Origin of the sequence: Aquimarina algiphila (assembly GCF_947494415.1) — a bacterium.
GTDB classification, from domain to species: Bacteria; Bacteroidota; Bacteroidia; order Flavobacteriales; family Flavobacteriaceae; genus Aquimarina; species Aquimarina algiphila.
In genome coordinates, this window is record NZ_CANLVC010000003.1 from 154,170 (window position 1) to 180,998 (window position 26,829).

The window sequence follows — 26,829 nt, forward strand, 5'->3', positions numbered from 1 at the left end:
CTCTCTCCTTATTCTCTTTTATTTCTGTTTAGAAAAAATGTGATAATCATTGCAATGACGGCTGCCATTAACAATACTATAAAACTAAGCCGTAAGCTTTCTATTTTTGATAAGAATCCCAAAATAGGAGGACTAAGCAAAAAACCTAAGTAACCAAAACCTGCTACAAATGAAATCCCTTGTGCAGCTGATATTCCTTTTGCTTTTCCGGCAAGTCTGAATAACTCAGGAATAATTACAGAAAAGCCTAATCCTACAAAACCAAATCCACTAATCGTGACTACTAATTGAGAACTTAAAATAGCGAAAAAGCCAAAGATGCTAATCAAACAACCTCCTATAATTATGGTGAATGATCCAAAACGTTTACTTATTGCATCACCAAAGAATCTTCCCAATGTCATCATTGCTGAAAATGTTACAAAACCAAATCCAGAAATTTTCTCTGAGGTAACGGCCACTACATCTTGAAGATATAATTTGCTCCAATGTTCTATTGCTCCTTCACTACCCATGATCAAAAAAGCAATAATAGTTAATCCAAAAAGTGGTTTTATTAGTTTAAATGAATATGACCGTTTTACCTCTTTATTTTTCTGTTTTCCTGTAATGTCAAAAAATGCTCTGGCGGTTAAAAGGTTAGTTATAATAACAAAAATGACAGCATATGACATATGTATAATTGGTACTTGAATATACGTGATTATAATACTACCTATTCCCGCACCAATAACACCTCCTAAACTAAAAAAACCATGTGATGCAGACATAAAATGCACCTCATCTTCTTGTTCTATACACGAAACCAAAGCATTCATTCCGACATCGGTAAGGCAAGCTGATAATCCTACAAAGAAAAGAGAAATACAAAGTAAAATATAATTAGGTACAATAACCGGAACTAAAAATAATATAGAAAAAGTTATAATTGCGAATAGTGTTACTCTACCAACACCTATTTTTTTTATCAATATTGATGATAAAGGGATCATTGTCAAAGTCCCTGAAGCAAAACAAAACAAGGCAATACCTAATTGAGCATCATCAATATTAAGCTTATCTTTTATGCCAGGTATATAAAGCACCCACGTACCTACGATAATGTTTAATGAGGCAAATACCCATGAGGGTCCAAAATATCTCAGTTTTGTAAGAATCAATTGTAGAGAATTCATTTGTTTGAATTAAATATTGACAAACTCAAAAGTAAACAACATGCTCATTTTATTTTTAAAACAAAATATTCAAATTATAAAACAAAATATTCCTTACAGTAAAATCAAAGAAAATATTATGTTAATTTTGTTACATGAAAGTTTCTTATGAACAAATCTATCTTACCTCATCAAGCTCGGTTAAAATTGAAAGCTATACCCATAAATCGCAATGTGATAGTGTAAGCTGGCATTTACACCCAGAATATGAACTCGTGTTCATAAAAAGTGGAAAAGGAAGTATACAAATAGATTCTCATTTTGAAGAATATTCTGATGGACTACTAGTTTTTTTAGGCCCAAACATCCCTCATATGCCCTTTGGGAATAAACAATTTAAAAGTAATGTGGAAGTAGTTATTCAATTTCCAAAAAGTTTTATTGATGAAAAACTAGCGCATTTTCCAGAATTTGATATGGTATTAAAATTGATAGAAAAATCTAACAACGGAATTTTATTTTCTCCGGAAACTCATAAAAAATTATCTCCTCTTTTTTTAAAATTCAATAAGCAAAACGCTACAGAACGACTACTTAATTTCATTACTATTCTACATCTACTTTCTATTTCTTCTGATCAACGAACAGTATTAAAAGAGAAATTATCCCTTGATATTAATCAGCATACTTTTGAAAGAATTTCAAAAGTATATCAACATATAAATGATAATTATGCAGATGAAATACGCTCTGATGCTTTAGCAAAAGAATTAGGACTCACTCCCAATTCTTTCTGTAGAATGTTTAAAACTATTACGCAAAGAAGTTTTATTGACTTCTTAAATGAGTTTAGAGTAAAAAAAGCTCAGGAATATTTTGAACATCATGACACATCCATATCTTCAGTAATGTACCAATGTGGTTTTAATGACCCATCATATTTTGCAAAACAATTCAAAAAATATTCGGGGATGACACCATCGCAGTATTATAATCAAATATAGAAACACTTAAATTATAAATTCTTTTTATCCAGGATTCCTTGTTTTAATATTTGTCCGAATTCAAACATATCTTCATAAGAGCAATAGAAGGGTGCCGGTGCCAAACGAATTACATTAGGTTCTCGCCAATCTGTGATTACACCATTCTTCATTAAATATTCAAATAATGCTCTCCCTTCACCATGAAGAAAAACAGAAAGTTGTGTTGCACGCTCTTTTTGGGCTGAAGGTGTTATAATTTCAAAAGTACTATCAACTTCTTTATCTATTTCTTTTAAAATAAACTCCAGGTAGGATACAATACGATTACGTTTTTCAATTAATGCATCCATACCTACCTCATCAAATAATTCTAAAGAAGCTAAATATGGAGCTAAAGACAATACCGGAGCATTACTTAATTGCCATGCATCTGCATTTGGCATGGGTTCGAACTCTGGTTTCATAAGAAAACGAGTTTCTTTACTTGTCCCCCACCAACCTTCAAATCGAGGAATATCTTTCTTATTATGAAAACGTTCATGAACAAAGCATCCAGAAGCATTTCCCGGACCACTATTCATATACTTATAACTACACCAAGCTGCAAAATCCACATTCCAGTCATGTAATTCTAACTTTATATTTCCTGCTGCATGAGCAAGATCCCATCCAACAAAAGCTCCGATATCATGACCTGCTTTGGTAATGGTTTTCATATCAAACACCTGGCCTGTATAATAATTCACACCACCAATCAAAATCAAAGCACATTCCTCTCCTACCGCTTCTATAGTTTTCAGAATATCTTCTGTTCTAAAGTTATGTTCTCCTGCTCTTTTTTTAATCTCTATAATAGCATCATCTGGATCATACCCATGAAATCTCACCTGGCTATTCAGCATATATTGATCACTCGGAAAAGCTTTTTCTTCGCAAATGATTTTATACCGTTTCCCTTTAGGTTGATAAAAAGAAACCATTAATAAATGAAGATTAACAGTTAAGGTATTCATCACTGTAATTTCTGCCTCGTTTGCTCCTACAATTTTACTTAGCGGTTTTGCTAGACGTTCGTGATAATCCCACCATGGTTTTTCAGCATAAAAATGTCCTTCTACTGCCAAATCTGCCCAATCTTTCATAATATCATCCACATACTTTTGGGTATTCTTAGGTTGGAGTCCAAGTGAATTACCAGTAAAGTATATCACTTGCTTGCCGTTAATTTTGGGAAAGAGAAACTGATCTCTATGTTCTCTTAACTTATCTTGTTGATCAAGTTGTAGAGCAAATTCTCGGGTATTTTCGAAATGCATAGTAGCCATTTTGAGTCAAAAATACATATTAGAATTAAGATTGCAGAACAGTACAGTAACATAATGTCAAATCTTGGATCTTAGGCCCTATATCAACAGACTTTTCTTTATTTATAAACTATTCAAACCAAAATGAGTCTCATAAGCTTCTCATATCATTATCTACTGATTATCAAATGTCTAAAAAAATTGTATTTAGTAGGGTATAAACCTTGAATGTATAAATAGGTATAGAAAATATACTTAAAACCTTTTTACATGAAAAAAGAACTTTTAGAAACTAGAAGGAGTAAAACAATTAATGAAAGGAACACAAAACCATCTATTGACGTAGAATCCCTAAACCGGCATCAAGTTATGGCGATAGAGATGATATCGAGTGTTGTGGTGATGGCCCGGGTCAATGTGGTTCTGATTCTTATTATGTCGGCGGGATATCAAGCAGAGACCAATACGTGTGTTTCTAGACTTATATAGTTTTAACGAAGTAGGGGTATTTATGATAACACAAATCCTGCTTTTTCATAAAATGTTTCAAAATTATAATACCTTACCACTGCAAAATTCAAGAATACTATAACTTTGCAGTAAAATTCGAATTATGCATTTTATTCCGGAGGATCTTGACACCTATGTTGTAAATCATACACAGAAAGAACCTGAATTGCTACAACAGCTTACTCGAGAAACGTATCAAAAAATACTTCAACCCAGGATGTTAAGTGGGCCTTATCAAGGTAGAGTTTTAAGTATGTTATCAAAACTTATTCATCCTAAAAACATATTAGAAATTGGGACATACACTGGATATTCTGCATTATGTTTAATGGAAGGAATTCAACAGAATGGAGAATTACATACCATTGATATTAATGAAGAATTAGAAGATTTTCAAAGAAAATATTTTGACCTTTCTCCTTACGGAAAACAAATCTATCAATATATTGGTGATGCCACCAAAATTATTCCTGATCTGGATATGAAATTTGATTTGGTCTTTATAGATGCTGATAAACCAAATTATCCTGCTTATTTTGAATTAATCATTGGTAAAATGAATTCTGGAGGTGTTATTCTATCAGATAACGTCCTTTGGAGCGGCAAGGTTGTTGAAAAAGTGAATGAAGATGACCTTTCTACAAAAGCTCTTCTAAAGTATAATGCACTTTTGGTTGAAGATCATAGAATAGAGACCGTATTACTTCCCATACGAGATGGGTTAACAATTAGCAGGGTTTTATAGGTTAAAATATAATATTATTAAAAAAGAAAAGGTTAGAAAGAACATATCTCTCTAACCTTTTCTTTTTATTTTTGATTTCTATTTTTTACTGTACTGCTTTAAGTGCATCAATATTACCATAACCAAATTTACCATTGCGGTTAGGATAAAATTCTCCTGCTCTTTTAAGCTTATCTAACACTTGCTCTCTGCTCATATTTGGATTGCGTGCCCATACCAAAGCAGCAATACCTGCAGTCATAGCAGTGGCAACAGAAGAACCTCCAACATATGCTTGTGATCCAGTATTAAAACCAAGTACAGGAACATTTCTATTAGAATCTCCAGCTCTTTGCATCACAATAGTAAAATCAATTTTACTTCCATCATGACAAATATTACAACGGTTATATCCATTATCTTTAATTCCAGTAACTGCTATGGTTTCAGACATACTAGCTGGAAATATAACTCCGTACCAATTAGTGAACGTGGTAGAAGTACCTCCTGCAGCAACAATCATTTTTCCTCTAGAATATGCATAGCGTACAGCATCTTTTACATTTCCAATAGACCAAGGATACCCTACCGACATAGAAATTATTTTAACATCCCCCCTATTTCCTAAATCTTTTAAAGCGTTACTAACTCCTTTACGCTCATGATAATCATTTAAAACGACATCTTCTGTTCCTCTATAAGCTACAAGGTTACAGTTATATGCTACTCCAACCGGCATAAAATCATTATTACGAGGTGATGCAATAGCAGATGCCATTTGAGTACCATGACCACATCTATCATTTGGGCCATCAATATTATTAGACCACCACCAAGGAGAATCGATAAAAGTTCCAAAACGTTGTACACTTCTTCCATTTGAAGCTCCATCGTTAAATCCATTACCTAATAAATTTTGGTTTGCAGAAATTCCAGTATCAATTAGACCTACAGTAATACCAGATCCTGTACTTAAGTTCCATGCTTGTGGAACCTTATGAATATCAAAATTCCAAGGTAATCTTGCATTGGGAGAAATTACTCTATAATCTCCGCTATTAATCGTTTGACCGCTTTGACCGCACCCAGCAGATTTTTGCTGATTAGAAGTTTCTTTTTCTAAATAAAAACCATAACCAATTGGATCTATATACCTAACATCATCCATGGCTTGTAATGCCTCTATAGTTTTTAAACTGGTAATTTTTACTTCAGTCACATTAAGTATATCATCAGCAGACACCACTACATTAGATTGTTTTGCACCTTCTAGAGCTCCAACAACATCATATATCTTGGTTCTTGCACTATTTAATCGTGCGGATTTTTTATTTGAAAAACTTTCTCCCTTATTTCCATATCCTACACTTGCAATATCGCCTCCTAATGCGATTGCACTTAAAAGAACATTTGCAGGTGCATTTTTCCAAACTATATCTCCATTTTGTTTTAATTCACTTTCCATATATGCATTGATTTCTTCTATGGATAGTAATTTTTGAAATTCTTGAGAAGTTGTATTAGAATCTACAATTTCGCTAGGGTCTTCTTTAGAGCAAGAGTATATAAAAATCAGCCCCAATACTAATAATGTAATTTTTTTCATTTTAGAATAAGATTATGAGTTTGTGTGTTAAAAATATACAAATGGAAAATCTGCAAAAACCACAGATAATTATCATTTACGTAATATCATTGCTAATATATTAAATAATCTCTAATTATTTGATAATTAAATTATCATATAGTTAACAAAAAACTCAATATTATGCTTGCATAGGACTAAAAAAATTAACAAACCTATAAGAAAATTCAATGTTTATGGGGGGTTTAAAGTATAGTGCTGAACAATAAGATTTATTCAAAAAAACATTTATTTTTTTGAATAAATATCAGAATATACAAGGAGAATTAGATAAAAAACAGGTTCTTAAGGAATTTTGATCTAAGGTTGACGTTTTATCGGACCTGTAATATCATCGATATCATCTTTTACTTTATCGATTTCTTTTTTAATATCAGTGGTAATAGATGATGTGATGTCTGTATCAAGACCATGCTTTTCTGCACTCTTAGTAATCTCGGTCTTAATATCATTTGTAGCATCTTTAACAACGCGCATTCCCTTACCTAATCCTCTTGCGATTTCGGGGATCTTATCTGCACCAAAGACCATTACTACTATAAATATAATAAAGGCTATTTCGGTTCCGCTAATAAATAAAGGTAATACTGTCATAACAATGCAAATATAGGCAATATTGTGTAAAAAAAGCCATCTCTGAAGACTTCGGAGATGGCTTTTTTTCTTTGGTAAAATAACTTATTGTCCTTTTACTTTATTTTTAAATTGTTCGAACTTCCCTAACTTATTCCTCTGAGGCCAGCTATTATTAGAAGTATCAATATCAGCTGTTTCTTGTTGTGGATCAACCACAATTTTAGAAATTTCTTTCTCAGAAGCTATAGCTCGTTTTACTACACTATCATTCTTTCTCCATATCTCTGCTGGGTAGGTAACTGTTTCCTTTGTTCCATCTTCGTATGTATACTCCACTATTAATGGCATAACAAGTCCTCCTGGTTTTTCAAAGGTAACTTCATAGAAAAACTTTGGGTTTTTCATATTCTTGCGCTCTTCAGGAGAGAAATTATCCATTACATATTGTTTTAATGCAACCGGATCTTCAATGATGCCTCCATTCTCTTTGATTCTTTTATAATCACTACTTCCTTCTTCAACCATAACAACAAGATTTGAAGGGTTTGCAAATCTTAAACTTCTGCTGGTTGCGGCAAATTTTTGTGATTCTAATGTAGGCACTTTAGAAACCACAAATTTCTTTACATCTCTTACTCCTATATCGGTATAATCTGTTGTATAAAACCATCCTCTCCAAAACCAATCTAAATCTACTGCCGAAGCATCTTCCATTGTTCTAAAGAAGTCTTCTGGTGTTGGATGTTTAAACATCCATCGTTGAGAATATGTTCTAAATGAATAATCAAAAAGGTCTCTTCCCATTACTGTTTCTCTCAATATATTTAATCCTGTAGCTGGTTTTGCATAAGCATTTGGACCAAACTGATGAATATTATTAGACTGAGACATTATAGGAGAAAGTCGGTTTTGATTTCCACTCATATAAGGTATAATTTTTTGCGCTGGTCCTCTACGAGACGGATATTTTTTGTCTGAACCTAATGCTGCAGGGTACCATTCTCCAAAATCCTGTTCTGCAACATATTGCACAAAAGTATTAAGACCTTCATCCATCCATGTCCATTGACGTTCATCACTATTCACGATCATAGGAAAAAAGTTATGTCCAACTTCATGTATAATAACACTCATCATTCCATATTTTGTGCGGTCACTATAGTTCCCATTTTTATCTGGTCTTCCATAGTTCCAACAAATCATTGGATACTCCATTCCTTGATTCTTTGCATGTACAGAGATAGCTTTATGATATGGGTAATCAAAAGTCATACGACTATATGATTTTAATGTACTGGCAACTACTTTTGTTGACCATTCTTCCCATAAAGGGTTTCCTTCTTTTGGGTACATCGAAACTGCCATAATATCTTTTCCACCAATTTTGACAGCCATCATATCCCATATGAATCGTCTGGAGGTAGCGAACCCAAAATCACGAACGTTTTCTGCTTTTAACTTCCAAGTATTCTTCTTTTCAGAGAATGTTTTTTCTTTTGCTATTGCTTCTTTTTGAGTTACAATAACTACAGGTTTATTATATGACTTCTTTGCTTTTTCATAGCGATTCATCATATCTTTTGTAAAGACCTCTTTTCTATTTACTAACACTCCCGTTCCGTCCAAAATATGATCTGCAGGAACAGTAATATTTACTTCAAAATCACCAAAAGGCAATGCAAATTCTCCTCTTCCCCAAAATTGGTGATTTTGCCATCCCTCAACATCATTATAAACTGCCATTCTAGGATAAAATTGAGCAATTACATAAGCTCTGTTTCCATCTTCAAATTCTTCATACCCTGATCTACCTCTTCCATTAACATGGTCATTTATATTATACCACCAATCAATTGAAAACACAAATTTACTCCCTGGCGCTAAATGTTCTGGCATTTCTACTCGCATCATAGTACGATTAATCGTATACTTAAGTGGATTGCCGTTTACATCTTTTACAGAGGTAATGTTAAATCCTCCATCAAAAGGTTCTGCAAAATATTGGGTTACAAAACCCTTTTGCGAACTTGCGGGATCAACTCCACCGCCATTGATTAATGGTGTTTTAGAGTCTTTTGCACGCATATTCTGATCTAACTGTACCCAAAGAAATTCTAAATGATCAGGAGAATTATTGGTGTACGTAATCGTTTCTTTACCAGAAAGTTTTTTGTTTTTATCATCAAGCTCGATGTCCATTTTATAATCGGCTTGCTGCTGATAATATGCAGAACCAGGAGCTCCTGAAGCAGTTCTGTACATATTTGGAGTAGCAAACTCATCGTACATCTGTTTGAATTTGTTCTCATTAGTATGCCCTAATTCTCGAACATTTTTAGTCTCTTCTTGATTTTGAGCGTATGATACACCCGATATCCAAAAAGTCACTGAAAGGACTAAAAGTATCTTTTTCATTGTAATGATTTTGAGTTAAATGTTAAGATTTGCAAAGTAATTGTTTTTTAAAAGCTTAGTAATTTATTTACTAAACTTTAACATCCCAATCTCCCGTTCTTTCTCAAGAATAAGACTTTTTCTCTTTTTTCCTTTTCTTACATGAACAATATTTTGTTGTTCTTCAAAAAGGTCCATTAAGACTTGATTTGTGATTTCAATCGTATCTAAAGATGTAATATTTTCTATTTCTAAGTAACAAATGATAAGATCATCTTCATATTCTTTCCCTAAAAAAGTAAACGATACTTCTTTTTGGTTTACTACAAAAGTTAATTTCTTATGAAGATATATATCTAAATATTTATCTACTTGAGGATCTTCTTTATCTTTATCCAAAATAACCGATGCGTCATATCTTTCTTTAATAAGATCTTCTATATCATCAATAAAAATCCTTGATATCACTTGTAATGAGCTCTGTTCTTGATTGTATTCTATCTGGGTTACACTAACATAAAATTTATGTACATCTGTAAAAGAAGAAGTCAATGGAACCGATATCATTAATAAAAGAAATACTATGATTTTATTCATTTTTTCTATAAACGTTTAAAATAAGGTGGAATTTATATAAAGAATCTATATAAATGTATTTACATAAATCATTATCCCCTATTCTTATGATCTAAATTTGTAAAACGATAAATGTAATTAATTTTAATGTTTTGAATATAAAAATTATGCCAAACTTAAAATCTTCTAAAACAAGGATCTAATAAAGTGCTTTCTAATCTAATGCAACTCTTTATGTTTTTTGTAAGATTTTGCCTTTTTCTGAAAAAATTCTAATAATGTAAGTCGTTTAGAATTTTCAAGGAGATTATTAAAATAATCATCTTTTGCACAGTAGTATACAAAATCAGTAATCAACTCTTCTGGTAATGCTAATTCCTCTACAAAAAATGTTGTACTAAAGGTAGTTGTGCCTTTTTGCACTATCTGTTGTAAATCTTCTAAGGCTTTAATTTTCTTTAGTTTCTTGAGTGTACCGTTTAAATAATTTAAGGGTCTATCCAAAATTCCTGATTTTGCCGTATAGATTCTTCTTTCTGTTTTTGTCGGTTGTGGTTTATCACTAAAAGGAAGTCCCAATATCTGGTTATCAACAAAAGGTTGTAATTCGACAGCGCCTACATCTTTATCAAGATAACCAGAAAGTTCAATATTACTTACTTTTACTTGTTCTAGCAACTGCACTACCGGATATAAAACAACAGATATTCTTTGTTCTTTGTCAAGTTGTTCTAAAGTAACAACAATAGATCGAGTTTGGTACTGTACTGATGAAAAAACAATAGAATCTCCTACACTTGCAGGCATCTCAAAAAAACCATTTTCATCATTAGTAGTTCCTATCGCTTTAGTATAATTTACAATATTAATTGCATACCCTTGAATCGAATCGGCTATGATTTTTCCCTTTAAGGTTTCTGACTGACCAAAAATTTGAATTGAAGTAAGTAGTAAAAGAGATAGTATATATTTAACCATATTGTATTATCAAAACAATCTTTTCTTAAGTACATAAGCTAAAGATCAACAATACAAAGACGTTATATTTTCAAGAAAATTACAAAAGATAAAAAATTAGTACGATTATTGTCTCTCACGATATATTTTACTTTGATATACCAAAAATTGTAATAAATCCAGTTCTTTTCCTGACTCAAAATATCTATTGCTTAGCCCATTATCTTCTGCAAAAAAGATAAAATCATTAATTTGATCCATTTCTAGAGCTAAGAAATCTTTAAAAAACTCATCATTGTACATATCTCTGACTTTTACATCAATATCAGAAGGTAATTTTTTCTTTTTGGATTTTTCTTTAGTGTTATAAACCAGTTTAAAAAGATTAACAAAATTTAATCCATTAATCATCCCGTCTTCTAAAAACACTTTATTTTCTAATGTAGATTGCTGATCTTGAGTAAAATCATAGTCAATATCATTAATTCTTGAAGAAGTTTCATCTGCAACCTTCCCTATGCCACTTTTAGTAAATCCAATTTTTTTAACATCAACCGATACATTACCCAATAAGTCATATGGTGTTACTACTACTTCTTCAAGTTGGTTTACAGATTCATTAAGAAACACGTTCAATTTCCTATTATCAACTACTCCTTTATCCACTAATATCACAAAATGTTGATATTGCATAGCTACTACTTCAATTCTATCATTAATACCAACATTAATCTTAAATTCTCCATTTTTAGTACTAATTGTACCTTTATTACTACTACGATTATAAATAACCACACCTTCTACATCATCACCAATAGGTGCACTAATCTTTCCTTCAATCATAACTCGGGAAGTAGTAATTTGTGCTTTCGAAACACTAATAATAAAACAAACAAAAAATATAGACAACTTTATTTTCATAATAGACAAGGTTAATTTATTTATTAAGATACTACATTTTTTTTATCTTCCTCAAAGATTTAAATATAAGAAAACGTTAAACTACCTTTACTAAAAAAAACAATGAGAAACTGTATCATAGCAAGCACTTCCACACTTTACGGAAGCGAACCTTTGGAGTATTTAAAAGAAGCTTTAACTGACTTATACTCAGACACTGAAGAAATACTTTTTATTCCGTATGCCCGTCCAGGCGGAATTTCGCATGATGAATATACTATTGGAGTTAATAACATTTTTAAAAAAATAAATAAAAGAATTGTTAGCATACATATGTTTTCTGATACTAATGAAGCATTAAAAAGTGCTAAAGGAATTTTTACAGGAGGAGGAAATACTTTTTTGTTAGTAGATCAACTCTATAGAAACAACGTAATAAAACCTTTAACAGAAGCTATACAATCAGGGACGCCTTATTTAGGAACTAGTGCTGGAAGCAATATTTGTGGACTTACCATGCAAACCACTAATGATATGCCTATAGTTCATCCCCCCAGTCTTAAAACACTTGGAATCTTTCCTTTTAATATAAATGCTCACTATCTTGATCCTGATCCTAACTCTACACATAAAGGAGAAACCAGAGAAACAAGAATCAAAGAATTTCACAACTTGAACCCCCAGCCAGTCGTCGGATTGCGTGAGGGTAGTTGGTTGAGAGTTAAAAATGACGATATCACTTTAGAAGGAAACCTAAAAGCCAGAGTTTTTGAACAGAATAAAACACCATATGAAATAACTTCTGGAAGCTCATTATCAGAATTAAACTAAAATCAGATTGTGGAATATCAACATATACTTAATACCATAGCATCAGAACTTTCCTCAATACAATCAACTGGAAAAGTAGCCTCATATATCCCCGAATTAGCAAAAATAGAGTATGAAAAATTTGGGATGCACCTGTACTGTATCAATTCAGGACATTATAATCTAGGAGATAGTGAAGAACGATTCTCTATCCAAAGTATTTCAAAAGTATTTGCTCTCACAAGAGCAATGTCTTTATTAGATGATGAATTATTTAAGCGAGTTGATGTAGAACCGTCTGGAGATCCCTTTAATTCTCTAATACAATTAGAGTATGAAAACGGAATTCCAAGAAATCCTTTTATCAATGCAGGAGCGCTAGTTATTTCTGATATTTTAATTTCACAATTAAAATATCCAAAAAAGGATTTTCTTGATTTTATACATAATATAACAGGAAATTCTAATATTGGAATTAATTCAAAAGTTTTTGAATCTGAAAAGAAGTATAGTTATCGTAACGCTTCTTTACTTAATCTCATGAAGTCTTTTGGCAACATAAAAAATGATATTGAAGTTGTACTCGATTTTTATATTTACCAATGTGCTATAGAAATGTCTTGTAAAGAATTATCAATTGCGTTTATGATGTACGCCAATGGCGGTAAACGAATATCTGATAATGAGCAAATATTATCACCCAGAAAAGTAAAACGTATTAATGCTATTATGCAAACTTGCGGTTTTTATGATGAAGCTGGCGAGTTTAGTTTTAGAGTGGGTTTACCTGGCAAGAGTGGTGTTGGTGGAGGAATAGCAGCTGTGCATCCAGGGCAATATGCTGTCACGGTATGGAGTCCTCCTCTTAACCCTAAAGGAAATTCTGAACTAGGCATGTATGCCTTAGAAAGGCTTACAACTTTAACGGGGTTATCAATTTTTTAAAGAGCTAAATTTGTAGTATTTCCTAAAACAAGTAATTTTATACATAATGAACTTCTAAAAACTTACATTTTTGAATATATCCAAAAAAAAGAAAACGCTTTATTTTAGTATTGTAATGATTGTTATCACTACAATAACGTATCTCAATCATTTTAATAATTCTTTTCACTTTGATGATATTCATACTATTACCGAAAATCCTAACATAAGAGACTTAAAAAATATTCCATCATTTTTTAAAGACGGAACCACCATAAGTTCTCTAGCTCAAAATCAAACCTACAGACCTGTAGTAACTACATCTCTAGCCTTTGATTATTGGCTCGGTAACGGATACAATGTGTTTTATTTTCACCTTACTTCATTTATTCTATTCCTTTTACAAGGTATTCTTATCTTTTTATTTATCCATAGAATACTCAACTTATCACTAGACAACACCTATAATTTCTATGTCGCTTCTGGAATAACATTATGGTATATGATACATCCAGTAATGGCAGAAACCATAAACTACATTATTGCGAGGTCTGATTTACAATCCACTTTTTTTGTAGTACTGGCATTTGTTATTTATCAATACTCTTCTATTGCAAAAAAATATTATTTGTATTTGATTCCTGTAGCTATAGGAGCTTTGGCAAAACCTACAGCTATCATGTTTGCTCCTTTATTTTTAAGTTATGTACTACTTTTTGAAGAAAAAGTAAATTTCTTTACTTTATTTTCTTCAAAATCTTTTAATAAAACCGCTAGAGCGATAGTAAAATCTATCCCATCAATAATTTTCTGTACACTTCTATATATTTTCCATCATGTGATGACACCAGATACTTTTACTACTGGGTCATCAGAAACATTCAATTATCTTATTACGCAACCGTTTGTAATTTTTCATTATTTCATGAGTATTTTTCTTCCTACAAATCTCAGTGCAGATACAGATTGGAAAGCTTTACAAACAATTTGGTCATACCAATATTTTATAGGTCTGTTATTTTTATCCATAGCGGTATATATTATATGGATTACTTCTAGAAAAGAAAAACATCATCCAATTTGTTTTGGATTATTATGGTTTTTCATAGCACTTGCTCCAACCTCCAGTCTTATTCCACTGGCAGAAGTTATGAATGATCATCGTATGTTTTTTCCTTATATAGGACTAGCGCTTAGTGTAGGTTGGTCATTTAATTTACTTCTTCAATATCTTAGAAATAAATATCATTTTCGATCTTCATATTTGATTATTCCTATACTAACAATACTACCTATTTATGCCTTTGCAACTTACCTAAGAAATGAAGTATGGGATAATGATCAAAGTCTATGGAAAGATGTCACTATTAAAAGTCCAAAAAACCCAAGAGGGTTAATGAACTATGGGATTATAAAAATGGAGGCAGGAGAGCATGACATTGCCGAAGAATACTTTAAAAAATCCCTACAAATAGAACCTTATTATCCCTTTTTACATATAAATCTAGGAATATTAAATAATATCAAAGGAAACAGTTTAATTGCAGAAGAACATTTTAAAAAAGCTATAGAATATGGAGGCAATTATTATAATTCATGGTTTTATTATGGGAAGTTTTTATGGGAAAAGTCCAGAAATGAAGAGTCCATTGAGAAATTATCTAAGTCACTAGAATTATCTCCTTCGAGTATAGAAACAAGAATGTTACTTATGGAAAACTATCTGAAGTTAGAAGATTGGCAAAATTTAAACATAATGGCTTCTAACACTCTGGAAATAGATAAAAATAATAAAAGAGTTCAGTCCCTTTTATTAGCAAGTGTCGAAAAAAATGGCGCGCTTGATATAGAAGAAAAAGAGATCATAAATAATCCCACACCCGAAAAGTACTTTAATCTTAGTTTTAAATATTACCAAAAAAAGCAATATCTCAAATCCATATCTATCGCTGAAAAAGCTATAGCTTTAAATCCTAATTATGCCGAAGCTTACAATAATATTTGTAGCGCGTATAATATCCTTGGGAATTATGACAAAGCCATTGAAGCTTGTAAGAAAGCAATACAATTAGCTCCAAATTACCAACTAGCAAAAAATAATCTTGATGATATTCTTAATCGAAAAAATAAAATTGAGTATCAAATCGAACTTCTAAAAAAAGATAACAGCGAAGCTAATTATTTAAATTTAAGTGTTTTATACTACAATAACGGATTGTTTGAAAGATGTATAAAAGTAGCTGAAGAAGGAATCATACAACATCCTAATTCTGATAAATTATATAATAACATTTGTAGTGGATATAATGCTTTAAAAAAATGGGACAAGGCTATTGAAGCTGGTAAAAAAGGGTTAACTCTTAATCCCGACAATCAACTTTTAAAAAATAACTTCGAGGTAGCTTTAAAAAATATACAACAATAACATAGAGTCTCTTACTAACAATAGATAAGAATTTAATAAGCATCAAAATCTAAAGCATTAAATTGTATTTTGGAAAAATCAAACTTCCTACCCTTATCAGTAAGGTCTTTAAAAATTAAATTAAGTGGGGACGGTCTCATTTTTAAAGGAATATCAAAATAAAAAGATTTTTTCCAATGAATTGAATTATCAATACCTATCCATAGTTTAAAAGGCCTTAAATTTAAAGTATTCGTTGAGTTATCAGCAATATTATAGCTTTGATCAAAATCTTTAAGAATTGCCTGTATGCCAAAACGGTCTGTTGAAGCAGAAATTCTATTATTTTTGATATTGTAGCGTAATTCTGGATTAGATATACGCCATTGCACAGTCTCTTCATCCCAACTTCTTTGATAATCTAGATCACAATCCTCTTTTGTACGTACAATTTTACCCCAACCTAGTTTAGCATCAAGCATTCTTATAAGTTGAAAATCCAATTTCTTTAAAAAACCTGGCGTGCTTTGAGCATTAGCAACTCCGATTACAAAACTAAACCCCTTATCAGCTGCATCTTTATAACTCTCACTTGCAAGCCTGGGAAATAGTCTTTTCCCTCTATGTTCAGGATGCGTTGCTGTATTTAATGATAATAATCCTTTCTCTTCTTTACCAAAAATTTTGGCTTTTATTGGCATCAAGGCATAATGAGCAGCTAATGTGGTTCCTGCATATGCATTATAACCCATCATTTCCCCAACCGGGTTATCAATATATTGCCAAGAAATAAAAGCTTCTGTGTATTTCTTAGCATGAGGAAAAGTAATTCTTAACAGATCTGTAACTTCCTTAATCGATGTCTTGTCCGTTTGAATAGGCAAAAAATTGTAGCTCATCTATTTTCTGTATTATATTTCAAATCCTCTTGATAGTTTTTTAATTGTACTTCTATCACTTTTTGATCCCTATATGCTTCGCTTATATAGAAGTCTATTTTCTTTTCGTTATTAAAATACTAAAATCTTTAATTTTACTTTATTAAAAAAAATAGAGATCATTCTCTATTCATCTCCTTATTTTTATTGTTGTAAACGTTCTATATAACTTTTGTATGTGATTATTTTTGAATCATATTGATCCATAATTGTATGGAGTCTTGGAAATACTTTCTTTCGGTTAAAATACATTAATCTATTATAAATCCAATTATCATTAATCTCAGGATGCATAAACTTTTCCTGATCTGTATCAATGTCATACGGATGAAAATAACTAGTCACTGCTCTGTTTTGTTTATAATGAAAATCAAAACTATTTTTAATTAAAAAAAAAGGTAAAAACCTAAAATATATACCTCCAGAAAATGGTACTTTAAAGAATGATCCTTTTCTTAAACTTACCGGTATCTCCCATAAATCATCATTCATTTTTCTTGGATTTTCACCAAATTCTTTCCAACCGTATAAAGGGTTTTTTGCAGGAAGTACCGAACTAGAATATTTAAATCCCAAATCTGTTAAAACATCAAAGACCCATTGTACATCTTTAGTAATAGAGTACGTTGGTGCTCTGTATCCTATTAATTCTGTTGCTCCAGCTTTATATAAATTTTCCATATTTTGCTGTAGATCAATTCTAAACTCTTCTTTACTTTGAATTGTTACGGGAATATGCTTGTTTGAGTGACATGCAATTTCATGTCCTTCGGCAACAATAGTTTTAATAAGATCTGGGTAATATTTTGGAATATCTCCAACAGTAAAAAATGTAGCTTTTGCCTTATAAAAATTTAAAAAGATAAGATATTGTTCTACTAATTTTTCAACACTTGGCTTATATTTTAATCCATCATTAACACGCAAACGAACATCTTCTAAGTCAATACTAAACAAAAAAATATTTTCTTTTTTATCAAACTTCATTATTTGTCAATTATACTCATATTTTTCAAAAAAAATAGTTCGACTATTTTTGGTTATATTCAAAGTTAATTTTTTAAATATTTCTGTTTTGAAATAAATTATTGATTTTTTCTAAGAGCAGATAGTTGTTCCGCTATTAGCCCTAAAAGAAAAATCAATAACCCGGTAAGAATTAAAGTACTTGCTCCGATACTAATACCTTTACCCTGAAAGAAAAAGTTAGCTCCCCAAAAAACACCAAATACAAAAAAAAAGGCTGAAATAGGTAAGAAAATCCTTGCTGGATTAAACAAAATAATGATATTAATAATCTCCATAATGGTTTCGAAGGCTGTCCTTATACCAATAGTACTAGTCCCTCCCATTCGTTTCTTAATTTGTATTGGTTCTTCAATAACCAAATGTCGATTACTCACAAAAGTTAAGGTGATAATATCACTAAAAGACATTGTATCCGGAGTAAGTTTTAGATATTTATTGACCAATTCTGTATCATAAATCTTCATTCCCGAGTTGATATCATAAACTGATAATTTCATTAACATTTTTGCTACAAAGCGAATAATTCCTTTACCCACCTTCCTAAATGCAGAAGCTGACATTTGTCCTTTTCTACTCCCAATAACCAAATCCGCATCTGTTTCTAATATTTTTGCAAACAGATTATCCACATCACTTAAATAATGTTGACCATCAGCATCTATGGTTATAACATAATCTGTAATGCATTTTTCAATACCACTTTTAATAGCACCTCCATACCCCTTATTTACTTTATGAGTAATTACTGTAAGTATCGAAGTAGTTGCAGCATGTGTTTTCAAAATTTCACCAGTCTTATCCTTAGAGCCATCATTAACTAAAATAAGTGAATACTCATTATTAATACAATGATCAATAACCTCGGGTAAAAATATTTTTAATGATTCTTCTTCATTATAAACGGGCATTACAATGGTTAATGTCTTACTCATCGAGTATATTTTTAAAACAATATAAACATACTAAATTTATCTTTAGTCTTGGTCATAAGAATAAAAAAGACATTTTTTCCCAAAACTTCTTTACCTTGTGCATAGTAAAATTTAAAAAGAATGAATGATCTTATTAATCAGCTAAATCTTAATTTTGACGAAAACTTTTCTATTCTAAATTATATAATTAATATACTTATTTGTGGAGTATTACTTTTCTTCCTGAAAATTATTTATGTGCGATATGGAACAGCAATATCCAATAGATCTCAATTATCAAAAGTTCTGATTTTAGTTGGTATAACTACTTTTATTATTATTTCAATTGTAAAATCGTCATTAGCTCTTTCTTTAGGCCTGGTAGGCGCACTCTCTATTATTAGGTTTCGAACGGCCATAAAAGAACCTGAAGAACTAGGCTATTTCTTTATTGCTATTTCAATTGGATTAGGATTAGGAGCGAATCAATTGTTACCCACAGTTATCGGTTTTGGAATACTTATTTTGATTGTGGTTTTACTAAATAAGAATAAATTAGGCAACTCTTTTTCTCAAAACTTACTCATACGTCTACAATGTAAAAATGACGATAAATCCAAAATCACAGATCAAATTAGCACTATAGTTTCTGAACATTCTAATCAAGTTGATCTAAAGAGAATAAAATATGCTAATGAGGAAATCAACTTTAATTTTTCAATAAATATATCCTCTATTGAGAAGATAAAAGCAATACATGATAGCCTATCCAAAATAGACAATAGTATTGATGTTACATTTCTAAGTAATGAAATATAATATAGAGTGTTGACGGGATAAAACTTGTTTTTTTATGAATATCAAAAAGGTTCAAAATAAAAAATCTGATTTAATCATAATGCCAATTGTATTTTTTGCATTATTTATAGTCAGTTTAATATTCCAAAAAAAGAATACTTTACCTGATAATCAAAAAATCTTACACAATACAGAAATCCCTACTACTACCCTTAACAAAGAAGAAATAGTAGAAATGATCAATAAAGGTATTAACAAAATACACTCCAACCCAGAGTTTTCAATTTATTATAAAGAAAATCAAGGTGTCCCAAAACTATATTATGTATACAAGGACAGTTTAACAAATAGGCAATTAAATGACGCCTTTTTCATACATATTTTCCCAAAAGATGAACAGGCATTATTGAAATTACAGAAGTATAATTACATAAACATTGATTTCTTCGATTTCAATCCAATTAAAATAAAAACAAACACTGAAACTTATTTTGTTTTCAGAGGTGTTTTTTCTCATAAAACATTACCTGAATTTTTAGAACCTAATAAGGTAAAATTCTTCAATACAGGTAGGTTTTCAAGTAATCAAGGAAGATCCTATCAAGTAAATGGAATCAATTTTGAAAATCTATCCTCTGCGAATGTTTCTAACACATTAGAAAAAATAACAATCTCTATAACTCAAAAGAATTTTGAGAAAATAAAATCAAGGCGAATTGAAGCATTAAAAAGTAAAATTTTAATAAAGAAAGAAGATGATTTTGTTCCATCTGAAGTTTCATACAATACGACTAAAAATGTAAAATCTAAAATAAGGTTAAAAGGAGATTGGACAGATCATTTGGATGATGAGAAAAAATGGTCTTTCAGAGTAATCCTTGAAGATGACAATACTACCATAAGAGGAATGAGCAAATTCTCCATCCAGCATCCAAAAGTTAGAAATTATGAGTGGGAATGGCTGTTCCAAAAAGTGATTAAAAATAATGACTTAATTGGGTTGCGGTATGATTTTGTTAATATAGATATAGAAGTTAAAGATAAAGATGATACACAAAAAATTCCTTTGGGAATTATGGCTATTGAAGAATCTTTTGATAAAAGATTAATAGAGAACAACAGGAGAAGAGAAGGTATTATTTTATCTTTTGAAGAATCTTTGCTCTGGGAAGATCGAAAAAAATCTTACGACCTAAAACTAAACATCAATTCATGGAGCAAAAAACTACAGGAAACACAAAATTTACCTATCAAAGTTTTTGATGAATCCAGAGTACTTTCAGATCCTGTATTATTAAAACAGTTTAATGTTGCCAAAAACCTTTTAGAAGGTCTTAAAAAAGGAGAATTAAAAATCTCAGAAGTATTTGATATTGATAAATTAACAACGTTTGTGGCCTTATCAAATTTATTTGGAGGACATCATGGATTAATAGATCATAATCTAAGGATTTATTTTAATCCTGTTACAAACAAACTAGAACCTGTTTGCTTTGATTCCCATCCAGGCTCAAGAATTGGTCAAATTACCAACTATCCCTTTTCTGAAGGAGATATGGTTTATACTCAAAAACTGTTAGAAAAGTTTGAAATAATTAGTAATGAAAAATTTATTAAAAATTTCATTGATAAATTCGACAACGATCTTAATAAGGTATTTATAAATTTAAAAACAGAATTAAAAACAACAGTAGATCTTTCAATTCTTGATTACAATAGTAATTTTATTAAAAAACAAATAAACCCTTCAGATATTATTGTTTCTAATTTACTGAATATTGACCAAAAAAAAATACAAATAGACATTAGCAATCTATCTGATTTCCCTGTTATTATCAATAGTTTAGAACATAATGATGGAAAAAGATTAAGTTCTGCTTTTTCTTCTGATCCAATTATCCATCCAAACGAAAAGAAGCTCATTACTTTTAACATAAAAGATGCCTTTAATAACGCCTTCGTTTCAAAGAAAAATAAAAAAGGGGGATTTCGCTACCCTAAAGATGTGAAAAAAATAAAAATAAAATATAAGTTCCCAGGTATTTCCTTTTCTAGAAAAAATGATATCATCCCCTTTGGATCAAATCAAGATGAAACACTTGAGATTATTAATACTTATAAAAAATCATTTGTTACCAACTACACTAATTTTGAGTTTATAAAAGTAAAAAACAACATACTTACAATACCTAGAGGTAAGTATAAATTAAATAAAACCTTAATCATTCCAAAAGATCATAAAGTTTTTATCGAAAAAGGAGTCACTATAGATATGACAGATGGAGCATCCATCATTTCATATTCACCAATCATATGTAGAGGAACAAAGGATTTTCCTATCCATTTTTTTTCATCTAATCATTCTAGTGGAGGAATTTTTATTACAAACACTAAAGAGAAATCAACATTAAACCATTGTCACTTTACAAGCCTTTCTAATCCAACCTCAAAGTTATGGACACTATCTGGGGCAATAAATTTTAATGAAACTATTGTCGAAATATCTAACTCAGTTTTCCAAAATAATAGATCAGAAGATGGGTTAAATATTATTAGATCCAAATTTGTAATTGATTCTACAGTTTTTAAAAATACATTATCAGATGCATTCGATGGAGATTTTGTAGAAGGAAAAATTCTAAATAGTTCATTTTTAAACAACGGAAATGATGGTATTGATGTATCAGGCTCAAGTATTTTCTTAAAAGATATAGTAATTAACAATTCTTCCGACAAAGCAATAAGTGCTGGAGAATCAAGTACAATCACAGGAATGAACATCAATGTTTCTGAAGGAGAAATTGGTATTGTAAGTAAAGATTTATCGAGTATTTCATTGCAAAATGTTAACGTATCAAATACAAAATTAGGATTATCATCTTTTCAAAAAAAATCAGAATATGGAACAGGATCAATTGATATTTCAATGTTAACATTAAAGAACAATGAATTAGACTACCTTGTTGAAAACGGTTCTCAGCTTTTAATAGATAAAGCCCCGGTCAAAACGGTATCTAATAAAGTAATAGATCAAATGTATGGTAAAAAATATGGAAAAAGCAGTAAGTGAAAATTTTCATAAACCACTCTTTCACAATCTGAGATATGAAAGAAAATTTATATTTCAAAATATAGACCTAAATGATCTAATACAAACTATTGTTTATACAAACAATTTTTGTTTTGAAGAAATCTACTCAAAAAGAGCTGTCAATAATATATATTTTGATGATAATAATTATACATTCTATAAACAGAACGTTTCTGGAGATGGGATAAGAGAAAAATATAGACTCCGGTGGTACAATAGTACTCCTTCAATAATAAAATCACCAATCATCGAAATAAAAAAGAAAATTGGAGAAGTTGGAGATAAGTTTTCTCTTAAAATGCCTTCTTTTGAAAGTAATATAGAATCATTAAGTATAGATCAGATCAATTCCCAAATCATAGAAGCATTAAAAGAAACAAAAAACGAAGAATTGATTTTTAAGCTTCATAGTCTATTCCCAACACTGTCCAACTCATATGAAAGACGATATTTTCTTTCCTCTTGTGAAAAGTTTAGGATTACTTTGGATTTTAATATGATTTTTTTTAATCCCAATAATTATAATGATTACCATTTGATTGATAATGAGATTATTTTAGAACTCAAATACAATAAGGAATACGATAATGAATCTAGGGCTATAACTCAACAAATTAACTCTCGATTATCTAAAAACTCAAAATACGTAAGAGGTATTGAGATAATTCATTCTTAACTTATGAAAAATAAAAGGTCTTTCAAACCAGTTAAGTCCAAAATATGTCTTTTGACCATCATCTTGTCTTTAGTATGTATTTTTTTTACCATCACATGTGCTGCCCCAAAAAAAGGAATTCTTAATTCCCGATCAAATTACATTTACTTGTCACATACTAGATTACAAACAAATGACAGTATATTTAAGAAAATCTATGATATAAATATGAATCTATACGATATGACATTATTAGGTGGAGACTTGGGAGTTTCAACATTTAAAGATTCAATAATACATCACCTCGATAAAGTCTTTGACTTAAGAAATAAAAATACGTTGTGGAGTATTGGCAATCATGACAATACATCAAATGAAAATTTTAAGAGATTCACAAACAAAAATAAGTTTCATTATTATGTAAAAGATGAAACTACTTTTATAACGATTAATTCTCAAGACAGTTTAAGTTCTATAGTTGGTAAACAAAAAAAAGAGTTTTTTAATATCTTAAATACTTTACGGACCAAAAATGTTGTCATCCTTTCTCATAAATTAATTTTTATGGATCAACACCCTATAATGGACAGTCAAATTAATCAGGTCTGTAATGGCCCTAAAGGAATTTGCGATTACTGTCATAATTCAAATAATTTTCAATCCGAAATATATCCAAAACTATTACAGATCAAAAAATCTGGTAAAAACATCATTTGGATTGGAGGTGATCTGGGAGCAAAAGCTTCAAAATTTGAATATGTAGATAAGAATGGAGTAATTTTCTTAGGGAATGGCTTTTGGTTTATGAATAAGAATAACCACCTCCTACTTCTTTCTAATTATAAAAACGAAATCAATTACAAATTTATAGCAATAGATACTTTAATAAAACATCAAAGCTCAAAATACATTAATTCCCTTTTTTCCAATTAATTACTAGATAAGATATATGATAAAAATAAAAAAGCCTCACTTAATAGTGAGGCTTTTGAGCGGGAGACCGGGTTCGAACCGGCGACATTCAGCTTGGAAGGCTGACGCTCTACCAACTGAGCTACTCCCGCTTTTGCGATGGCAAATGTATTAGATTTCTTTGAAAAAAAAAACTAAATACTTTTTTTAAAATAAATAATTCATTTTTTAACAAAAATCAAAGGTTATAACTTAACAAACGTGTGTTTTATCGGTAAAAATTGTTTTTTATCGAAAAAATTGTATATTTGCTTAGTTAATTGAATTTTAATAGTTTATCAAATTATATTTATATTAGAATCTAATTCGTGGATTCTGTAAATATTAAAAAACTATGGTAAACCCATATATAGAATAAGTTATAAGCCTCAAATAAAACCAAAATATGAAGATAAAATTACCCCTGATAATCTTATTTTTATCTTTAGTAACTGCACAAGCGCAAGTTAAGGTTGGAGACAACCCTAACCAAATCGATGCATTTTCTATTTTAGAATTAGAAAGTGCAGATAAAGCATTTGTACTTACCAGAGTTACTACATCGCAAATGAATGCTATTACTCCTTTCAACGGAGCATTAGTATACAACACCACTGATAATTGTATTTTTCAATATAATAATGATAGTTGGAGCAGTCTTTGTTCAGGCAATGATAATCAACAATTATCTTTCAATTCAACAACAAACATATTAACCCTTGAGGACGGCGGATTCGTCGACCTATCTTCTCTGCTATCGGCTGGACCACAGGGACCAACTGGAGCAACCGGAGCGCAAGGACCAACAGGAAATACAGGTGCCCAAGGACCGACAGGTGCTACTGGAGCAACAGGAGCACAGGGACCAACAGGAAATACAGGTGTGCAAGGACCGACAGGTGCTACTGGAGCAACCGGAGCACAAGGACCAACAGGAAATACAGGTGCGCAAGGACCGACAGGTGCCACTGGAGCAACAGGAGCGCAAGGACCGACAGGAAATACAGGTGCACAAGGACCGACAGGAAATACAGGTGCTACTGGAGCAACCGGAGCACAAGGACCAACAGGAAATACAGGTGCGCAAGGACCGACAGGTGCTACTGGAGCAACCGGAGCACAAGGACCTACAGGAAATACAGGTGCGCAAGGACCAACAGGTGCGCAAGGACCGACAGGGAATACAGGTGCGCAAGGACCGACAGGTGCTACTGGAACAACCGGTGCACAGGGACCAACTGGTGCTACTGGAGCAACCGGAGCGCAAGGACCAACAGGAAATACAGGTGCGCAAGGGCCGACAGGTGCTACTGGAGCAACCGGAGCGCAAGGACCAACAGGAAATACAGGTGCACAAGGACCAACAGGTGCCACTGGAGCAACCGGAGCGCAAGGACCTACAGGAAATACAGGTGCGCAAGGACCAACAGGTGCAACTGGTGCTACTGGAGCAACAGGAGCACAAGGACCTACAGGTAATACAGGTGCGCAAGGACCTACAGGAAATACAGGTGTGCAAGGACCTACAGGTGCTACTGGAGCACAAGGGCCAACTGGTGCTACTGGAGCAACCGGAGCGCAAGGACCAACAGGAAATACAGGTGCGCAAGGACCAACAGGTGCTACTGGAGCAACCGGAGCACAAGGACCTACAGGTAATGCAGGTGCGCAAGGACCAACAGGAAATACAGGTGCACAAGGACCAACAGGTGCCACTGGAGCAACCGGGGCACAAGGACCTACAGGTAATACAGGTGCGCAAGGACCGACAGGTGCTACTGGAGCAACCGGTGCACAGGGACCAACTGGTGCTACTGGAGCAACCGGAGCGCAAGGACCAACAGGAAATACAGGTGCACAAGGACCAACAGGTGCTACTGGAGCAACCGGAGCACAAGGACCAACTGGTAATACAGGAGCGCAAGGACCAACAGGTGCTACTGGAGCAACAGGAGCGCAAGGACCAACAGGTGCTACTGGAGCAACCGGGGCACAAGGACCTACAGGTAATACAGGTGCGCAAGGACCAACAGGTGCTACTGGAGCAACAGGAGCGCAAGGACCAACAGGTGCTACTGGAGCAACAGGAGCGCAAGGACCAACAGGTGCTACTGGAGCAACCGGGGCACAAGGACCTACAGGTAATACAGGTGCGCAAGGACCAACAGGTGCTACTGGAGCAACCGGTGCACAAGGACCAACAGGCGCTACTGGAGCAACCGGAGCGCAAGGACCGACAGGTGCTACTGGAGCAACAGGAGCGCAAGGACCAACAGGAAATACAGGTGCTACTGGAGCACAGGGACCAACAGGTGCTACTGGAGCAACCGGAGCGCAAGGGCCGACAGGTGCTACTGGAGCAACAGGAGCGCAAGGACCAACAGGAAATACAGGTGCACAAGGACCAACAGGTGCTACTGGAGCAACCGGAGCGCAAGGACCAACAGGAAATACAGGTGCTACTGGAGCACAGGGACCAACAGGTGCTACTGGAGCAACAGGAGCGCAAGGACCAACAGGTGCTACTGGAGCAACCGGTGCACAAGGACCGACAGGAAATACAGGTGCGCAAGGACCAACAGGTGCTACTGG

General features: G+C 32.3%; 21 protein-coding genes and 1 tRNA gene. 10 read left to right on the forward strand and 12 right to left on the reverse strand.

The window, feature by feature from the left end; genetic code table 11:
• Positions 1–8: 8 nt before the first annotated feature.
• On the reverse strand, positions 9–1,175 hold the full coding sequence (locus PQF96_RS06545; RefSeq protein WP_271765488.1) for an MFS transporter: 1,167 nt from the start codon (positions 1,173–1,175) through the stop codon (positions 9–11).
• 134 nt (positions 1,176–1,309) lie between these two features.
• Here PQF96_RS06545 and PQF96_RS06550 point away from each other — a divergent pair, with 134 nt between their 5' ends.
• Positions 1,310–2,158 carry an AraC family transcriptional regulator gene (locus tag PQF96_RS06550; protein WP_271765489.1) on the forward strand — a complete coding sequence of 283 codons (849 nt, stop codon included), beginning with the start codon at positions 1,310–1,312 and terminating at the stop codon, positions 2,156–2,158.
• An 11-nt stretch (positions 2,159–2,169) separates the two neighbouring features.
• On the opposite strand, the gene kynU is transcribed toward PQF96_RS06550, so the two are convergent.
• On the reverse strand, positions 2,170–3,456 hold the full coding sequence (gene kynU / locus PQF96_RS06555; protein ID WP_271765490.1) for a kynureninase: 1,287 nt from the start codon (positions 3,454–3,456) through the stop codon (positions 2,170–2,172).
• 601 nt (positions 3,457–4,057) lie between these two features.
• On the opposite strand from kynU, the gene PQF96_RS06560 reads away from it, so the two are divergent.
• The gene (locus PQF96_RS06560) at positions 4,058–4,699 is read left to right on the forward strand and encodes an O-methyltransferase (RefSeq protein WP_271765491.1); all 642 of its coding nucleotides are present in this window, start codon (positions 4,058–4,060) and stop codon (positions 4,697–4,699) included.
• Between the two features lie 85 nt (positions 4,700–4,784).
• On the opposite strand, the gene PQF96_RS06565 is transcribed toward PQF96_RS06560, so the two are convergent.
• The 6 genes from PQF96_RS06565 to PQF96_RS06590 form a co-directional block, all read right to left on the reverse strand.
• A complete protein-coding gene (locus tag PQF96_RS06565) occupies positions 4,785–6,284 on the reverse strand; it encodes a S8 family peptidase (protein WP_109434704.1) in 1,500 nt (499 codons plus the stop codon).
• 339 nt (positions 6,285–6,623) lie between these two features.
• Positions 6,624–6,917, reverse strand: coding sequence for a Sec-independent protein translocase subunit TatA/TatB (locus PQF96_RS06570; RefSeq protein ID WP_109434703.1), 294 nt, complete (start codon positions 6,915–6,917; stop codon positions 6,624–6,626).
• An 84-nt stretch (positions 6,918–7,001) separates the two neighbouring features.
• A complete protein-coding gene (locus PQF96_RS06575; RefSeq protein ID WP_109434702.1) occupies positions 7,002–9,314 on the reverse strand; it encodes a M1 family metallopeptidase in 2,313 nt (770 codons plus the stop codon).
• A gap of 63 nt (positions 9,315–9,377) precedes the next feature.
• Positions 9,378–9,890 (reverse strand): DUF6702 family protein, encoded by a 513-nt coding sequence (locus PQF96_RS06580; protein ID WP_109434701.1) that lies wholly within the window; start codon positions 9,888–9,890, stop codon positions 9,378–9,380.
• Positions 9,891–10,088: 198 nt separating this feature from the next.
• Positions 10,089–10,847 carry a peptidase associated/transthyretin-like domain-containing protein gene (locus tag PQF96_RS06585; protein ID WP_271765492.1) on the reverse strand — a complete coding sequence of 253 codons (759 nt, stop codon included), beginning with the start codon at positions 10,845–10,847 and terminating at the stop codon, positions 10,089–10,091.
• Positions 10,848–10,952: 105 nt separating this feature from the next.
• Positions 10,953–11,747, reverse strand: a complete 795-nt coding sequence (locus PQF96_RS06590) for a peptidase associated/transthyretin-like domain-containing protein (protein ID WP_109434699.1) — start codon at positions 11,745–11,747, stop codon at positions 10,953–10,955.
• A 102-nt stretch (positions 11,748–11,849) separates the two neighbouring features.
• Between PQF96_RS06590 and pepE the strand changes: the two genes are divergently transcribed.
• From pepE to PQF96_RS06605, 3 genes are all read left to right on the forward strand, one after another.
• Positions 11,850–12,557 carry a dipeptidase PepE gene (gene pepE, locus PQF96_RS06595; RefSeq protein ID WP_109434698.1) on the forward strand — a complete coding sequence of 236 codons (708 nt, stop codon included), beginning with the start codon at positions 11,850–11,852 and terminating at the stop codon, positions 12,555–12,557.
• A gap of 9 nt (positions 12,558–12,566) precedes the next feature.
• Positions 12,567–13,481, forward strand: coding sequence for a glutaminase (locus tag PQF96_RS06600; protein ID WP_271765493.1), 915 nt, complete (start codon positions 12,567–12,569; stop codon positions 13,479–13,481).
• A gap of 70 nt (positions 13,482–13,551) precedes the next feature.
• Positions 13,552–15,885, forward strand: a complete 2,334-nt coding sequence (locus PQF96_RS06605) for a tetratricopeptide repeat protein (protein WP_271765494.1) — start codon at positions 13,552–13,554, stop codon at positions 15,883–15,885.
• 32 nt (positions 15,886–15,917) lie between these two features.
• Here the strand turns inward: PQF96_RS06605 and PQF96_RS06610 are convergent, their stop codons facing one another.
• From PQF96_RS06610 to PQF96_RS06620, 3 genes are all read right to left on the reverse strand, one after another.
• Positions 15,918–16,763, reverse strand: coding sequence for a GNAT family N-acetyltransferase (locus PQF96_RS06610; RefSeq protein WP_271765495.1), 846 nt, complete (start codon positions 16,761–16,763; stop codon positions 15,918–15,920).
• 183 nt (positions 16,764–16,946) lie between these two features.
• Positions 16,947–17,789, reverse strand: a complete 843-nt coding sequence (locus PQF96_RS06615) for a polysaccharide deacetylase family protein (protein WP_143917795.1) — start codon at positions 17,787–17,789, stop codon at positions 16,947–16,949.
• Between the two features lie 98 nt (positions 17,790–17,887).
• On the reverse strand, positions 17,888–18,763 hold the full coding sequence (locus PQF96_RS06620; protein WP_109434693.1) for a glycosyltransferase family 2 protein: 876 nt from the start codon (positions 18,761–18,763) through the stop codon (positions 17,888–17,890).
• A 120-nt stretch (positions 18,764–18,883) separates the two neighbouring features.
• Between PQF96_RS06620 and PQF96_RS06625 the strand changes: the two genes are divergently transcribed.
• The 4 genes from PQF96_RS06625 to PQF96_RS06640 all read left to right on the forward strand — a co-directional run bounded on the left by PQF96_RS06625 (position 18,884) and on the right by PQF96_RS06640 (position 24,219).
• Complete coding sequence (locus tag PQF96_RS06625) at positions 18,884–19,561, forward strand: DUF4956 domain-containing protein (RefSeq protein WP_271765496.1); 678 nt, start codon at positions 18,884–18,886, stop codon at positions 19,559–19,561.
• 34 nt (positions 19,562–19,595) lie between these two features.
• Complete coding sequence (locus PQF96_RS06630; protein WP_271765497.1) at positions 19,596–22,610, forward strand: hypothetical protein; 3,015 nt, start codon at positions 19,596–19,598, stop codon at positions 22,608–22,610.
• Entirely contained in the window at positions 22,591–23,307 is a 717-nt protein-coding gene (locus tag PQF96_RS06635) for a polyphosphate polymerase domain-containing protein (protein WP_160114050.1), read from the forward strand. The genes PQF96_RS06630 and PQF96_RS06635 overlap by 20 nt, the downstream gene beginning before the upstream one ends.
• A 207-nt stretch (positions 23,308–23,514) precedes the next feature.
• A complete protein-coding gene (locus PQF96_RS06640; protein ID WP_160114049.1) occupies positions 23,515–24,219 on the forward strand; it encodes a hypothetical protein in 705 nt (234 codons plus the stop codon).
• Between the two features lie 58 nt (positions 24,220–24,277).
• Here the strand turns inward: PQF96_RS06640 and PQF96_RS06645 are convergent.
• A tRNA-Gly gene (locus PQF96_RS06645) sits at positions 24,278–24,350 on the reverse strand.
• A 293-nt stretch (positions 24,351–24,643) separates the two neighbouring features.
• Here PQF96_RS06645 and PQF96_RS06650 point away from each other — a divergent pair.
• A partial coding sequence (locus PQF96_RS06650; protein ID WP_408629604.1) for a beta strand repeat-containing protein occupies positions 24,644–26,829 on the forward strand: 2,186 nt, incomplete at its 3' end.

Coding starts and splice junctions, on each gene's coding strand:
- PQF96_RS06585 (WP_271765492.1), bottom strand. CDS start 10,847: ATGGTTAAATATATACTATCTCTTTTACTACTTACTTCAATTCAAATT.
- PQF96_RS06590 (WP_109434699.1), bottom strand. CDS start 11,747: ATGAAAATAAAGTTGTCTATATTTTTTGTTTGTTTTATTATTAGTGTT.
- PQF96_RS06560 (WP_271765491.1), top strand. CDS start 4,058: ATGCATTTTATTCCGGAGGATCTTGACACCTATGTTGTAAATCATACA.
- PQF96_RS06615 (WP_143917795.1), bottom strand. CDS start 17,789: ATGAAGTTTGATAAAAAAGAAAATATTTTTTTGTTTAGTATTGACTTA.
- pepE (WP_109434698.1), top strand. CDS start 11,850: ATGAGAAACTGTATCATAGCAAGCACTTCCACACTTTACGGAAGCGAA.
- PQF96_RS06550 (WP_271765489.1), top strand. CDS start 1,310: ATGAAAGTTTCTTATGAACAAATCTATCTTACCTCATCAAGCTCGGTT.
- PQF96_RS06565 (WP_109434704.1), bottom strand. CDS start 6,284: ATGAAAAAAATTACATTATTAGTATTGGGGCTGATTTTTATATACTCT.
- PQF96_RS06575 (WP_109434702.1), bottom strand. CDS start 9,314: ATGAAAAAGATACTTTTAGTCCTTTCAGTGACTTTTTGGATATCGGGT.
- PQF96_RS06545 (WP_271765488.1), bottom strand. CDS start 1,175: ATGAATTCTCTACAATTGATTCTTACAAAACTGAGATATTTTGGACCC.
- kynU (WP_271765490.1), bottom strand. CDS start 3,456: ATGCATTTCGAAAATACCCGAGAATTTGCTCTACAACTTGATCAACAA.
- PQF96_RS06620 (WP_109434693.1), bottom strand. CDS start 18,763: ATGAGTAAGACATTAACCATTGTAATGCCCGTTTATAATGAAGAAGAA.
- PQF96_RS06625 (WP_271765496.1), top strand. CDS start 18,884: ATGAATGATCTTATTAATCAGCTAAATCTTAATTTTGACGAAAACTTT.
- PQF96_RS06635 (WP_160114050.1), top strand. CDS start 22,591: ATGGAAAAAGCAGTAAGTGAAAATTTTCATAAACCACTCTTTCACAAT.
- PQF96_RS06610 (WP_271765495.1), bottom strand. CDS start 16,763: ATGAGCTACAATTTTTTGCCTATTCAAACGGACAAGACATCGATTAAG.
- PQF96_RS06630 (WP_271765497.1), top strand. CDS start 19,596: ATGAATATCAAAAAGGTTCAAAATAAAAAATCTGATTTAATCATAATG.
- PQF96_RS06580 (WP_109434701.1), bottom strand. CDS start 9,890: ATGAATAAAATCATAGTATTTCTTTTATTAATGATATCGGTTCCATTG.
- PQF96_RS06640 (WP_160114049.1), top strand. CDS start 23,515: ATGAATCTATACGATATGACATTATTAGGTGGAGACTTGGGAGTTTCA.
- PQF96_RS06570 (WP_109434703.1), bottom strand. CDS start 6,917: ATGACAGTATTACCTTTATTTATTAGCGGAACCGAAATAGCCTTTATT.